Consider the following 13,835-nt stretch of genomic DNA (forward strand, 5'->3'; position numbering starts at 1 on the left):
TCGTCCTTGATGAAGTTGTACCTGTAACGCCTGATTTGCCATGTAAATCGATAACCGGGCAGTTAGTTAATTTGCCTGGTTATTCCCTCAAGGGTTAACCCGCTTTTGGGATTTTTATGTTGGGCGTAAGAAGTCAGGGTCAAGTTTTTTAGCCACAAGGGGTATTCCAAATGGCGAAGTATATAGCTCAGCGATTGATAGTGATGTTCTTCATTCTTTTGGGAGTGTTGACCATCACCTTCGTTCTGAGCCGAGCTCTTCCGGGTTCCCCGGTAGAAATGATGCTGGGGAATCACCCCACGGTGGAGCAGATTGCCGTCGCACGGGAAAATCTGGGGTTGGATAAGCCTCTGCCGATCCAATACTTCAATTACATCGGCGATCTTCTCCGAGGTGATTTTGGCACTAGTCTGCGCACCGGGCGGCCGGTGGTGGAGGAAGTGGTCAGGCGGGTTGGCGCGACTTTTGAACTGACATTCCTGGCGATGTTCTGGGTGGTGGTGCTGGGGGTGCCGATCGGTGTCATCTCAGCGGCGCGGCAGAACTCTGTGGTCGACAATGTGGCACGAGCGGGGTCCATCGCCGGGACGGCGTTTCCAGTTTTCATCCTGGCCATGGGCTTGCAGTTGGTGTTCTACGGCAAGCTCAACTGGCTGCCCCTGCAAGGACGTATCGATGCTTCCATTCTTCTCGATAGCCCTTTTGAGCGTGTGACAGGCTTTTACCTGATCGACACTCTGCTGGCCGGTAATTTCGTAGCACTGTGGAGCGCCATCAAACACCTGACGCTACCCGTGCTCACCCTGGTCATCGTGACCTTGGCCACTGTCACCCGGATCACCCGAAACATGATGGTGGAGGTGCTATCCGAGGAGTACATCCGTACGGCCGTTTCTTACGGTGTACCCAAGTGGCGTATCCATTACGCCTATGCCCTGAAGGCGACAATGATTCCGCTCCTGACAGTGGTGGGCCTGACCTTCGGTTACCTGCTCGGTGGTGCGGTAGTCGTTGAGTTCATTTTCGATTGGCCTGGCCTGGGTGGCTTTGTGGTGTTTTCGATTGCCCAGAATGATTTCCCCGCTGTGATGGGCGCCACCCTGGTGCTGGCCACGACGTATCTGTCGATCAACCTGATCGTTGATCTCTTGTATCACCTTGTTGATCCGAGGTTGCGAGTCCAATGAGTATCCAAGACGTATCCCTGTCCATGCCCTCGCGAGCCCCATCATGGCGTATCAAGGCCCTGGCGTTTGCCAGCGATAACAAGTTGTTTGTATTCGGCGCGCTGTTATTGCTGCTGATCATCCTGGCGGCAGTCTTCGCCCCCTGGCTTGCACCTTATGAGCCAAACAAGATTGTCTTTTCCCAGAAATTGCTGGCACCCAACTGGGTACACTGGATGGGCACCGACGAGTTTGGTCGCGACATTCTTTCACGGGTACTTTATGGCGCACGCACCTCGCTGATCATCGGAGTGAGCGTGACTCTGATTGCGATGCTGATCGGGATTCCGATTGGGCTTGTTTCCGGTTACTTCGGTGGTCGAGTTGATACGCTGCTGATGCGTTTCTCAGATGTGTTCCTGGCCTTTCCGCCGCTGTTGTTGCCGATCGCTATCACCGCTGCGCTGGGATCGGGATTGGCCAACGCCATGTTAGCGCTCGCTGTCTCTTGGTTTCCCTGGTACGCGAGGATCATGCGCGGTGCGGTAGTACGGGTTCGTTCAGAAACCTATATCCATGCCGCCCGTTCCATGGGCGTCAGTCACGGCCGTATCTTGCTTCGCCATGTACTGCCCAATGCCACCACGCCTGTGATCGTGCAGGGTTCCATGGACTTTGGTTACACCATTCTCGCCGCTGCCTCGCTGAGCTTTATCGGGCTGGGGGCCAAGCCGCCCATGATCGAATGGGGGCTGATGGCCTCAGCGTCGCGCTCGCAGTTACTCGAGAATCCCTGGACGGTGCTGTTTCCCGGAGTGGCGATTTTTGTCCTGGTGCTGGCCGTCAACCTGGTAGGTGACGGGCTGCGCGATGTGCTTGATCCAAAGAAGGGGACGCGCTGATGATCGACGAATCCTTGCAGTATTCGACTATTGAGCGTCTCGCCGCTGCGAATAACGACGCAGCTCAAGACCTGGTGCTGGAGGTGGAAGGGCTGACGGTGTCCTTCCCTGGTTTGTTCAAGACCGTACAGGCCGTACGCGGCATCGACCTTAAGATAAGGCGCGGCGAGATCCTCGGGTTGGTGGGGGAGTCGGGCTCGGGCAAGTCAATGACGGCCATGTCCTGCCTTGGATTGATGCCTGAGGCCGCTCGGCTGGGAGGCAGTGTCAGGGTCGCCGGACAGCAGGTCAACGGCGCGTCGGCGTCGCAGCTGGCGGTTTTGCGTGGCGGTGGCGCGGCGATGATCTTCCAGAATCCGATGAAGGCGCTCAACCCGTTCTTCACCGTCGGGCGGCAGATGATCGATGTCATCGGCTGCCATCGGCAACTGAGTAAGGCAGAAATCCGCGCCGAGGCGCTGAGCTCGCTGGAAGCGGTGAGCATGCCCGACCCCGCTCTGGCGCTAGCCAAGTACCCGCACCAGATGTCTGGCGGTCAGTTGCAGCGAGTGGTGATTGCCATGGCGCTGGCCTGTCGGCCGAAACTGCTGATTGCCGATGAGCCGACCACGGCGCTGGACGTCACCGTGCAGGCGCAGATCATCGCTCTGCTGCGCAAGTTGGCACGGGAGCAGGACCTGGCGATTCTGTTTATCACCCACAACCTGGGGGTAGTGGCTTCGCTCTGTGACCGGGTGGCGGTGATGTATGCCGGCGAAGTGGTGGAGAGCGGTCCGGTGGGCGAGGTGTTCAAGCGACCTGCACACCCCTACACCCTGAAGTTGATGGGCACCGTGCCCAAGTTGGGGCAGGGACCCCAAGCCCTGGGCTTCATCCCGGGGCAGGTGCCGAACATGGCGGCTCCCCCGGCTGGCTGTGCCTTCAACCCACGTTGTGAACGCGCCACCGGACGCTGCAATCACGCTGCGCCGAGGGTTGTCATCGGCAAGGAGCACTGGGCAGCTTGCCACAACATATTGGTCAAGGTGTGAGGCTTCTTTGAAAGGTAAACGGCTATGAATAACAACAAACAGCCCGCACTGTTGAGCGTCAATCAGTTGCACAAGACCTACGCCAGCCGCGATGGTCTGGTGACGGCCATTGACCACATCAGCCTGGAGGTGCAGGTCGGTGAGACGGTCGCGCTGGTGGGGGAATCCGGTTGTGGCAAAAGTACGGTGGCCGCGACCTTGCTCGGTCTGCTGCCAGCCGATAGTGGGCAAATTCTGGTCGAAGGTCGGCCGCTGCCCACTGATGCCAGGGCGCGGGGCAGGAGCTTGAGTATGGTGTTCCAGAACCCGTACGCCTCGCTGAACCCGAAAATGACGATCAAGGCGATTGTTGCCGAGCCGCTGAAGGTTGCCTTTGGTTTGCGCGGTAGCGCCTTGCACGTGCGCATTCTCACGCTGCTGGGAAATGTAGGGATGGGCGAGGAGCACATGGAGCGCTATCCCCATGAATTCTCCGGTGGCCAGTTGCAGCGCATTGCTATCGCCCGGGCCCTGGCGCTGGAGTCGAAACTGCTGATCCTCGATGAGCCTACGGCGGCGCTCGACGTGTCGGTCCAGGCCCAAGTGCTGCAATTGCTCAAGACGCTGCAGACCAGCAATGGCCTGAGCTACCTGTTTATCAGCCACGACCTTGCGACGGTCGAGTATCTGGCGCAGCAGGTGCTGGTGATGTATTTGGGGCGCATCGTCGAGGCCGGGCCTGTGGAGCAGGTGTTTGGCCGACCGCGTCATCCCTACACTCGTGCGCTGCTCAATTCAGTGCCCTCCATCGACCCGGAACGCCGTGACCAGTTGCAAATCCTGAGTGGCGAGATCCCCAGCCCCTTGAACCGGCCTGCCGGGTGCCACTTCGCGCCCCGTTGCCCGCGGGCCAGTGAGCGTTGTCGCCGAGAGGTGCCAGCCGAGACCCAGGATCACGGCCACCGCTTTTCTTGCCACCACCCTCTGAACGATGAGAGCTGAACCCCTATGTACAATAAAAAAGACATGACTGCCCCCGGCATTGGTTATCAGGACTTAAGGCTAATGCAGGGCTATCCGCCGCCCCGGCAAAAGCAAGTTGGCCTGCATAATTGGGACAGTCCGCCCTATAACCGCTGGTCGTTTCAGCACATGAGCCAGCTGTTTCCGGTGGCCGCTATTCATCGCAGTCCCGGGACGGTCACCGAACTCGAGCGCAACGAACGCTCACTGGACGACGTACGTTTCCAGCGGGTCGACGGCGGGCAAACCGATCTGGCGAGCTTCTTGACCGATAGCTACACCGATGGTTTTTTGGTGCTTCATCAAGGCAAGGTGGTTTCGGAGCAATATTTCAACGGTATGCAGCCGCACACGTTGCATCTGTTGCAATCGGTATCCAAGACCGTCGTCGGTAGCCTGGTCGGCAGGTTGATCGGCCAGGGCAGAATCGATCCCCAAGCGCTTGTAAGCGACTATGTGCCCGAACTTTCGGCAAGCGGTTATGGCGACGCCCGGGTACAGGATCTGCTGGATATGCGCACGGGAGTGAGATTCAGGGAGGACTACACCGATCCTGATGCTGAATTCATTCAGTTGGATATCGCCTCGGGTTGGCGTGAACGGGGAGAGCGAGAGTCACCTGACAGCATTTATGGTTTGTTGAAGTCGCTGAGTAAGGACCGTGAGCATGGCCAGTACTTTGAGTACCGCTCAGTGGATACCGACATGTTGGCCTGGGTTTGTGAGCGGGCTTGCGGCGAGCGGCTGCCCGTTTTACTGAGCCGGGAAATCTGGTCAAGACTGGGGACAGAGCAAGACGCGAATATCACCCTCGATAGCGTTGGAACTGCATTGGCCGATGGCGGGATGAGCGCCACGCTGCGTGATCTGGGGCGCTTTGCCCAAATGTATCTGCAGGGGGGGCGTTTCAACGGCCAGCAGATTGTTCCAGAGGAGTTTGTGCGTGAATGCGGCCGTGGTTCCACACCGGCTTTTGAAGTTCTCTATGGCTTTTACGTCAAGAGCTTTCCTGGCGCGGCATACAGTAATCAGTGCTGGGTATTGGACAGTGAACTAGGTACCTACTCGGCGCGCGGAGTATTTGGGCAGAGTATCTATTGGGATCCGGCCTCTGAAGTGACAATCGTAAAACTTTCCAGTTGGCCGGACTTTATCAATCCAGAGTGGACGTTGAATACCTTCCGTGCCTGTGCGGCAGTAGTTGAAGAACTGCAACGCAGCTGACGCGGGAGTATGAATGACCGCGGCTTGTCAGACACCTCCCAGCCTTAATGAAGAGGTGCCATATACAGGCTCTGCATAGCTACACCCAGACCCTGCAGGCCGCCGGCGGCTGACCCTCCCGGCCCGCACCTGGACGCTGTTAACAGCCTTCGTCCTGGCGGGCCTTACCCCTTTTATCCAGACCGCGCTTTTGCCGTGGCCGGGATAGCTGTTGCCAAAAATAAGACCTAGAGAAGAGACGGAGCGACCATGAACTTGAATACAACCCGGGCCTTGCGCTCATTGACCCCACTGGCGCTATTGGGCGCCCTTTCCAGCCCTGCGATGGCGATCCAGGTTACCGATAACCTTGATCTCGGTGGTGCCGTCCGGGCGCGTTGGGACTATGACCCGGATCGCGACATCCAGACGTTCAACTTCGACACCGCGATCCTCAGCGCCAAGTACAACTCCGACACCTGGATTGGCGAAGCCAAGTACCGTTTCTACGGTCGAGCCTACCCTTACAAGTACACAAATAATGTCGGTGACGTCCAGTTCGCCGAGTTGGCGTGGATCGGCTACAAGTTCAACCCCGACCAGCAGGTCCAGGTCGGCCTGAACCAGCTGCCGTTCGGTTTGCAGCCGTACTTCGGCAGCACGTTCTATCAAACCCTGGGCAGCGTCATAGGACTGGAAGACATCGAAGAAGTCGGTGCCAAGTACATCCAGCAAAGCGGCGACTGGAATGTTCAGGTCGGTTATTACCTGCGCCCGGCCTGGCAGGGCAAAGGCACCAGCAACGGTGAAACCTACTCCACCGTGGTCTCCGAAGCGGACAGCTATGTCACCGACGGCAGTAACAACCAGGAACGCAACACAGTGGTCCTGCGGGTGGCCAAGGCGCTGGACCTGGGGCCGTGGAAGTCCGAAGTCGGGATCTCCGGCCTAACCTCGTCCCTGGAGAACCGCGACACCAACAACGATGGCCGGCGCAATGCCATGGCGGTGCACTACATCGGCAAAAACGGTCCGTGGGGCGTGCAACTGCAAGCCGCGCGACAGCAGATGTCCCCGCGCAACCCTGGCACCGATGAACTGGTGACTTTCGGCGGTTACGACGGCACCTTCAACGTCGCCAGTCGCGGCAACTTGTACGTGGCGGATGTGAGCTACGACGTCAGCGGTAAGTATCTGTTCGATCAGATCAGCGGTGTGAAGCTGTACGCCAACTACAGCGCCTTCGATAAATCCGCGGACGATTTCAAGACCTCGCAACGGATGATTTTCGGCACCTCGTTCTCCCTCAGCAAACTGTGGATCGCCACGGAATGGTTGTACGGCAAGAATGATCCGGTCATCGGTGGCGGCAGCCTCACCCAGAGTCTGGGGGCTGGAGGTAGTAACCAGTGGGAAAACCAGTTGTACATGAACATCGGTTATTACTTCTGATCCGGATTTTTTGGCAACAGCCCTAAATTCCTCTTCACGAGCGGGCTCGCTCCCACAGGTTTAGCGCATAACCTGTGGGAGCGAGCCCGCTCGCGAATTCGCCAGTCCAAACAATACTTACATCAGCCCATCCACTGATAGTCAGATAGGCCCTACAGAACAATCACTACCCCAAGAAAAACAATAAACCTGCCCCACGTAACAACTGAGGCTGGTGCGGAGTCATCCTTTCATGCGTCAAATGCCCTCGCTCAACATGCTGCGAGTCTTTGAAGAAGTCGCACGGAATCGCAGTTTCAGCCAGTCGGCGCTGGGTCTGAACGTTACCCAAGGCGCGGTCAAGTGGCTTACACAATCAATAGACTCTACATGCATAAACAGTCCAGATCCGGGCTAGGAGTGGGAGAACATCAGCTTTACTCCAGCCGCTCCGAAAACTAGCGCAAGGGTACCTTCGATCCATCGGCGTGCTCGGCGATATCCCCGAATCATGGGTGCGGTGGAGAAGACGATCGCATAGCCACAGAAGATAGTGACGCTAAGCACGGCGCAACCGGTCAGAATAATCCCGACCGTTTTTGGCGAAGCGTGCGGACCCAAGCCAAGGGTCATGGTAGCGATCCAGCCGAGCAGCGCCTTAGGGTTTGTGAGATGCATGAACAAGCCGCGCTGATAAAGACTGAAGCCCGAGACTTTTGGCGCGGCAGCTATCTCTTTCTCGAGTCGCTCATTGGACGTTAGAGCAGAGCGGCCTGCTTTGATGGCAAGGAAGAGCAGGTAAGCACCGCCAACCGTTTTTAAAACACCCAGCGCCTGCGCATACTGCGCCAGGACGGCTGAGACGCCCGTGGCTGCCATCGATCCCCAGAAAATCGAACCACTGATCACACCTGCCGCTAGCAGGAGTGCAGGCTGCCTGCCTTGGTTCATCGCGACGCCCATTATTCGCATGTTGCTCGGTCCAGGACTCGCCGCTCCAACAATATAGGCCGTGAATACGAGGAAGAGATGGTGGTAATCAAATGACATTAAAAGCCCCTTAACGAAGTTCTATGCCAGTCAGCGGCTCCGTTATTAGGAGCCCTATGACGGGGCGATGATGGCCGACCATAAGAGCCAACCCGGCGGACTCCTCTGTAAGCTTCAGCGCGATGCTGTCTGAACGTTAAATTTCACGCCCGGATTGGTGGATCTCCGTTACAGACATGGTGAATATCAGTTTTGATTTGCCTTTATTCGAGTAGACATGAGGTACATCTGTTTTTGCTACGGCTGAGCAACCCGCAGAAACGCTCAGTTCGGTATCTCCTACTATGAAGTGGAGTGTCCCTTTCTCCACGTGAAGTAGCTCAGTTGTGCCGTGAGGGTGCCCTGAGGAGGCAAAGTTTTCGCCGGGAAACATTTCCCAGCGCCAAAGCTCAATCATGTTCGGACCACTGGTTCCAGCCAGGAGCCGAGCCGTCCCTCCCATGTTTCCTGTCCAGAGTGTGGGAATATCCTTGCTCTCGATGAGGTGGGCAGATGGGGCGTCGGACACGTTTACGACATCAGCAACTGAAAGGCCCAAAGCAGCAGCGATTTTGCACAGGATCGCGATGCTTGGGTTAGCCGTGCATTTCTCTATCTCGACCACCATGCCCTTGCTGACACCGGAGCGACGGGAAAGCTCGTCGAGAGTGATTTTCCGCTTCTTCCGTTCCTGTTTGAGCCTACGGGAAACTGCCTCGCTAACGGTTTGAACGTCGGCCCCGGTGTTGGTCGGTATATTGACTATTTTGGTCATTGATCGCTAGTATGAAGTGAAATTTAGGATTAAAGGGATTCTCTGATGCTGTCCGTACTGCCGTCAATCGACCAAGACGTAATCAATTTGGCACCTGAGTTCAGAGCGCTCAGCATTGTGGTCGAAGCTGCACCAATCGCCAATCCAGATATTGGCAAGGACGCTTTGGCTCGAGCCTGTCAATCAGTCACGGCGGGTGGTGCACTGTGGGCAGACGCTCACCTGACCGCTTGGGCGGATCTCTTCCGAAAGTTCGGTGCCAAGCCGCAGCGCACCCCTTGCTCAGCTGAAGCTCTTCGCAAACGCGTCCTGCGTGACGGCAGTCTGCCGAGTATCGATCCAGTGGTTGATCTCTATAACGCCATCAGCATTGAATACGCAGTTCCGGTCGGCGGTGAGAACGTCGAAGCCTATGTGGGCTCGCCGCGACTCGCTGTTGCAGATGGATCGGAACCTTTCGACACCATGAAAGAAGGTGCTCCAGCCCACGAATATCCTGATGCCGGCGAAGTTGTTTGGCGGGACGATAAAGGGGTGACTTGCCGTCGTTGGAATTGGCGTCAGGGTGTTAGAACGCGGCTCAGTGCAGATGCGAAGCACATGTGGTTCATTCTGGAAAGTCTGCCGACAATGCCGCTCGAGGCATTGACTGAGGCAGGTGACAAGCTGATAGAAGGCCTGCAACTGATGATGCCAGGCGCTCAGATTGAGAGTGTGCTTATCGGTCCAGGTGCCAATTAGTACATAAGCGAGAGGGTACGGGCTGCTTGTGGGGATGCATACGGGGTTATGTCCAATCTCGCCTCGCACGCAGCCTTTTTATCGGTGGCATTCATGCCCCCCACATCACCTTGAAAAAGCCTGCAGCTGAATCGAAGAAATCTCCATGGCGCATGGTGTCGATTATTGAGCGATGTATGCTTCGGAGTCCGTCCGTCCTGTGGTGATCTAATTGCAGAATCACACAATGGAGTCCTGAACTATGTTTACCGGTCTTAGTGCATTTCCTTTGACGCCAATGAATGAGCAGGGTGTGGATGAAGGAGCATTTGCTCGCCTTGTGGAGCAACTGGTGGCTGCGAAAGTGGATTCTATCGGTGCGCTCGGATCTACAGGAAGCTATGCGTACCTTTCTCGGATTGAACGCTCACGAGTTACGCAGTTGGCAGTAGAGGCAGCCGGGAATGTTCCCGTCATGGTAAGTATTGGGTCGCTGCGGACGCGTGATGTGCTGTTGCTGGCAGAGGATGCGCAGAAGGTGGGAGTCAAAGCATTGTTGCTGCCACCCGTTTCCTATCAGAAGCTAACAGCTGAAGATGTTTTTTCTCTGTACGAAACGGTCACCGCCAATATCTCCGTCCCGCTATGCGTCTATGACAACCCCGGCACCACCCATTTCGAATTTACTGATGAGCTTCACGGGCGCATTGCCCACCTGCCGAATGTGCACTCGATCAAGATCCCTGGCGTTCCTGAAACACCAGATCAGGCCAAGGCACGAGTCGATCGCCTTCGGGCACTGATTCCGGAGCACGTAACGATCGGGGTAAGCGGGGATGTATTTGCTGCTACTGGATTGAACGCAGGCTGTCAGGTCTGGTACTCCGTCATTGGGGGCTTGTTCCCGAAAACAGCCCTGGCAATCACGCGTGCTGCGTTGTCGGGTAACGCCAAAGAAGCGACTCGCCTTTCCGAATCTTTGAAGCCTCTATGGGCCCTCTTTACACAATTTGGGGGAAGCTTGCGCGTTGTTGCAACGGCGGCCGAGCTTCGTGGATTCACCCACTCTCCGAGCTTGCCATTGCCACTCAGAACCATCAGTGGAGCAGGGCGTCAGCAAATTGCTGCGGTGATCGACGAGCTCGAACTGAGCTGAGCAGTAAGTGCTGCGAACGCATCCGAAACGCCAAGCTGCATCTTTACAATGATACAGCTCAGCAGGCGCGGTAGGGCCGATGTTTAGTCGGCTTTGACCGGCGCAGTGGCCCTAATGTTGAGCGAGCAGATCAGTTATAGGAGCAAAGTAAATGTACATCCCCCCTCAGTTTGAAGAGTCTCGTGTTGGCGTTTTGCAAGAAGTCATTATGCGAAATCCGCTTGGGTCACTTGTCACTTGTTCGGGTGATGGGATTGACGCCAATCACCTACCTTTTGAGCTTGTACTCCGCAGCGGAGCGCTTGGGGTGCTGCAGGCGCATGTGGCGCGGAATAACCCCCTATGGCATGAAGTCGCCCAGGGCAGTGAGGTGTTGGTGATATTTCGAGCTCAAGATGCGTATATATCGCCGCAATGGTATCCGAGCAAACAGGATTTCCATCAGCAAGTCCCCACTTGGAACTACCGGGTCGTGCACGCATTTGGTCGTGTGACGTTTCACGATGATGCACAGTACGTGCGTCGTGTCGTAGCAAAGCTGACCAAGTCTCATGAAGCAACTCAGCCCACACCTTGGAAAATGACCGATAGTCCCAAGGAGTACATAGATGCCATGCTGAAAAAAATTGTAGGGGTCGAGATCGAAATCACGAGGCTGGTGGGGAAATTCAAGCTCGGTCAGGATGAGGAAGCCCGTGATATCCGAGGTGCTGGCGATGCTTTGGTCTCGCGTAATGAGCGAGGAATTGGATTAGCCATGCTTGAGTGCGCTGATAATAAAGACATTTAGCATCTTCCTTCCCACTTACAAAAAGGCGCCTACTGAAATAAAGGAGCATTTCTATTCGTGACACGCTCCTCATAAAAATCGTAGGCACTTATGAATTTTCTTTGCAGTGAGGACGCCTCAGCAGAAGGTGGCTTGCTGAGGCATTTTTTTGAGATCGCTGCTTCGGGCCGGCAGGCCGGCTTACTCAGTTTGAATCACACCGAAGCCTCGTTCGACATTTGAGCGGAATTGTCTCAGGTTCCTTTTATGCATCCAGCGCTCGTCATATTGGGGGCAACTGATGCTTGATCGGGTATGCAGAACATCGAAAGATTTCCTATTACGTATCATCGCCATACATGGGCCGGCCCATCAGTGCCTAGAGCTTCAAAAACGTTGTGAAATGGTCCTTGTGATCCAGCAGGAGCTCACGAGGCAAGATAGTCGCCACACTTCCTCGATGCTGCAATCCGTGTGATAGCACGTGTGCAAGAACCTGCTCTTTCGTCATGTTGCCTGGTTTTCCATCCTTGAAAATAAACGCAACCGGATCAGACAGTTCGATTGCAGTGATCGACTGGGTGTAGTTCACAAACCATTGATTCGCTGAAGAAAAGCACTCTTCCAGTCGACCCAGGTCTTGTTTCTGTTCGGTCAGGATGGAGTCAAATTCATCCGGTTTTCCCTGCAGTCTGGCAATGAACAGTTGGTCAACAATATTGATATGGGCTAGCCAGTAGAGTGCTTCCTCCATTTCGGTTGGAAATTTTTTTGCCGCGGGGGCTTTCAAGCACTTGAACAGTTCCTCCTCAGACCATGCCTTGTATTTGTAAAGCGAATGAAGAAGGTTCGTGGCACTCATGGCGTTCTCCTGGATTTCTAATTTTCTGGCTGCCCTGGACCTTCTGATGGGAATGCGGATAGGGCTCCTTCCCGCAGGGGGATAGCCGTGCACGGTCGGATAGATGGGATAGTCACTATATTGACTTTTTTAGTCAATAGTTGGTAGCTTGAACGGCAAGCGACGAAAGTGGCCATGTGGTAGCTGAGTGATGGGTGATTGGCCTGGCGCGGGTGATGTGCGACCCCTCACCATCTGCGTTTGCAGATGACGATGATCTCGCTCAACGCTTCAGAAGAAGGCCTCACATTCACAGGAAAGGCTCACTGCAGCACTGAATTTCAGCAGGGCGCCGCCTTACGGGTGGAAGGCTCAGAAAAGGCGAGAGGGTGTCTCAAATCATGAAGTACGTCAGCACACGGACGCCTGGTAAAGAATTCGAGTTCAGCGAGGTCCTCATGGGAGCGTACGCACCGGATGGTGGGCTTTTCGTTCCTAGCAAGGTTCCTCGCTTCAAAAGCGATGATCTCCTGAAGCTTGAATGGCTACCATTTCACGAACTGGCACGTCATGTGATCGAGCCGTTCCTAGGTGACTATATCCCTCAAAATGAACTGTCTCGAATTCTTGAGGAGACATTTGACCGTTTTAAAAGTAACGCCGTTGCGCCGCTCTATCAGACGGCTACCAATGAGTGGGTATTAGAACTATTCCATGGTCCGGCAGGGGTCTATCAAGACTTCGGTCTCCAATTGATGTCTCGTCTGGTTGAATACTCTTTACTAAAGTCCGGAAAGAAAGCGCTTGTCGTTGGCTGCACTGGTGGAGACACCGGTGTCGCGGCCATCAAAGCCTTCAATGGCATGGAAGGTGTGACTGTGATTGTTCTGCATCCTTCCAGAGGAATAACAGATGAACATCGGCGTCGCTTATTAGGCGCTGCCGAAGAAAATGTTGTAAATATCTTGGTTGAGGGTGATTACGCCGATTGTCATCAGCTGTGCGAAAAATTTCACAGAGGCATTAACGAAACAGGTCAACAATTAATATCTTTCAATTCGGTGAATTGGGTGAGAGTGCTGGCGCATCTGTCCTTCTACTTCTACTCGTCGCTTCAATTAGGTGCGCCTAAAAGAGAGGTGGCGTTCAGTGTGCCTACCGGAAATTTTGGTGCTCTCTATGCAGGCTATATTGCAAGGGAAATGGGGTTGCCCATCAGGCAGCTAATTGTAGCAACGAATACCAACGCGGGTTTGCATGACTTTCTTCAGTCTAACCTCTATAGGCGTAATGAGATTCGTATTACCAACACGCCTTGCATGAATGTGTCGTTAGCCTCTAATTTCGAGCGGCTGCAATGGAGCATTCTCAATAGGTGCAGTGATAAAGTGGCTAGAAATATGGAGCTACTAGAGACGGATGGCCAAATTCAACTGGAACAGGATGAGTGGTTAGAGGCGCGAAAGCTATTTGATTCTTTGGCGGTAGAGGATGCAGAGGCATTTTCCTGTATTCATGAAGTCTTTGTTAAAAGTGGTTACTTGATCAGTCCTAATACCGCGATTGGATTACGAGCTGCGCGAATTAACAGGCGTAGCTTACTGACACCAATGATCTGCTTGGCCACGACGCATCCTTCAAGCTCTGCCTCAGTTCTGGCTGAAGCCGATGTTCAATCTCCAATGAGTGTGGTGAGTGCTCACCCCTTCTCTAATGACGAATGCATTTCAATTTCCAATGATGTTGGCATCCTTACGGAACTCATCAAGACGATATCCCAAGACACGAAGTCTCGCTCGCTATAATCCTG

At 54.9% G+C, this 13,835-nt stretch carries 13 protein-coding genes and 1 pseudogene; 11 read left to right on the top strand and 3 right to left on the bottom strand.

Features of this window, described 5'->3' with window-relative positions:
* Positions 1 to 170: 170 nt before the first annotated feature.
* The 7 genes and pseudogenes from PSJE_RS08345 to PSJE_RS30420 all read left to right on the top strand — a co-directional run.
* The gene (locus PSJE_RS08345) at positions 171 to 1,187 is read left to right on the top strand and encodes an ABC transporter permease (protein ID WP_024777129.1); all 1,017 of its coding nucleotides are present in this window, start codon (positions 171 to 173) and stop codon (positions 1,185 to 1,187) included.
* The gene (locus tag PSJE_RS08350; protein WP_090454458.1) at positions 1,184 to 2,068 is read left to right on the top strand and encodes an ABC transporter permease; all 885 of its coding nucleotides are present in this window, start codon (positions 1,184 to 1,186) and stop codon (positions 2,066 to 2,068) included. Before PSJE_RS08345 ends, PSJE_RS08350 begins: the two co-directional genes overlap by 4 nt.
* Positions 2,068 to 3,099 (top strand): ABC transporter ATP-binding protein, encoded by a 1,032-nt coding sequence (locus PSJE_RS08355; protein ID WP_090454460.1) that lies wholly within the window; start codon positions 2,068 to 2,070, stop codon positions 3,097 to 3,099. Before PSJE_RS08350 ends, PSJE_RS08355 begins: the two co-directional genes overlap by 1 nt.
* A gap of 24 nt (positions 3,100 to 3,123) precedes the next feature.
* Entirely contained in the window at positions 3,124 to 4,080 is a 957-nt protein-coding gene (locus PSJE_RS08360; protein WP_090454461.1) for an ABC transporter ATP-binding protein, read from the top strand.
* Positions 4,081 to 4,086: 6 nt separating this feature from the next.
* Positions 4,087 to 5,325: a serine hydrolase domain-containing protein gene (locus PSJE_RS08365; protein WP_090454463.1), complete on the top strand. Its 1,239-nt coding sequence runs from the start codon at positions 4,087 to 4,089 to the stop codon at positions 5,323 to 5,325.
* Between the two features lie 249 nt (positions 5,326 to 5,574).
* Positions 5,575 to 6,756 carry a hypothetical protein gene (locus PSJE_RS08370; protein WP_090454464.1) on the top strand — a complete coding sequence of 394 codons (1,182 nt, stop codon included), beginning with the start codon at positions 5,575 to 5,577 and terminating at the stop codon, positions 6,754 to 6,756.
* Positions 6,757 to 6,988: 232 nt separating this feature from the next.
* A pseudogene (locus tag PSJE_RS30420) lies at positions 6,989 to 7,096 on the top strand (LysR family transcriptional regulator); the annotation flags it as partial.
* 53 nt (positions 7,097 to 7,149) lie between these two features.
* Here the strand turns inward: PSJE_RS30420 and PSJE_RS08375 are convergent.
* Positions 7,150 to 7,785: a LysE family translocator gene (locus tag PSJE_RS08375; RefSeq protein WP_090454466.1), complete on the bottom strand. Its 636-nt coding sequence runs from the start codon at positions 7,783 to 7,785 to the stop codon at positions 7,150 to 7,152.
* Between the two features lie 136 nt (positions 7,786 to 7,921).
* Positions 7,922 to 8,539 (bottom strand): helix-turn-helix domain-containing protein, encoded by a 618-nt coding sequence (locus PSJE_RS08380; RefSeq protein ID WP_090454468.1) that lies wholly within the window; start codon positions 8,537 to 8,539, stop codon positions 7,922 to 7,924.
* A 45-nt stretch (positions 8,540 to 8,584) separates the two neighbouring features.
* On the opposite strand from PSJE_RS08380, the gene PSJE_RS08385 reads away from it, so the two are divergent.
* The 3 genes from PSJE_RS08385 to PSJE_RS08395 all read left to right on the top strand — a co-directional run bounded on the left by PSJE_RS08385 (position 8,585) and on the right by PSJE_RS08395 (position 11,205).
* Entirely contained in the window at positions 8,585 to 9,280 is a 696-nt protein-coding gene (locus PSJE_RS08385) for a B3/B4 domain-containing protein (protein ID WP_033034163.1), read from the top strand.
* Between the two features lie 241 nt (positions 9,281 to 9,521).
* A complete protein-coding gene (locus PSJE_RS08390) occupies positions 9,522 to 10,415 on the top strand; it encodes a dihydrodipicolinate synthase family protein (RefSeq protein ID WP_090454470.1) in 894 nt (297 codons plus the stop codon).
* Between the two features lie 151 nt (positions 10,416 to 10,566).
* The gene (locus PSJE_RS08395; protein ID WP_090454472.1) at positions 10,567 to 11,205 is read left to right on the top strand and encodes an FMN-binding negative transcriptional regulator; all 639 of its coding nucleotides are present in this window, start codon (positions 10,567 to 10,569) and stop codon (positions 11,203 to 11,205) included.
* A gap of 358 nt (positions 11,206 to 11,563) precedes the next feature.
* On the opposite strand, the gene PSJE_RS08400 is transcribed toward PSJE_RS08395, so the two are convergent.
* On the bottom strand, positions 11,564 to 12,046 hold the full coding sequence (locus PSJE_RS08400; protein ID WP_024777140.1) for a DinB family protein: 483 nt from the start codon (positions 12,044 to 12,046) through the stop codon (positions 11,564 to 11,566).
* Between the two features lie 380 nt (positions 12,047 to 12,426).
* On the opposite strand from PSJE_RS08400, the gene thrC reads away from it, so the two are divergent.
* Positions 12,427 to 13,830, top strand: a complete 1,404-nt coding sequence (thrC, locus tag PSJE_RS08405; RefSeq protein WP_090454474.1) for a threonine synthase — start codon at positions 12,427 to 12,429, stop codon at positions 13,828 to 13,830.
* Positions 13,831 to 13,835 lie beyond the last annotated feature (5 nt).

The sequence above is a fragment of the Pseudomonas jessenii genome, assembly GCF_002236115.1.
Classification (GTDB): Bacteria; Pseudomonadota; Gammaproteobacteria; order Pseudomonadales; family Pseudomonadaceae; genus Aquipseudomonas; species Aquipseudomonas jessenii.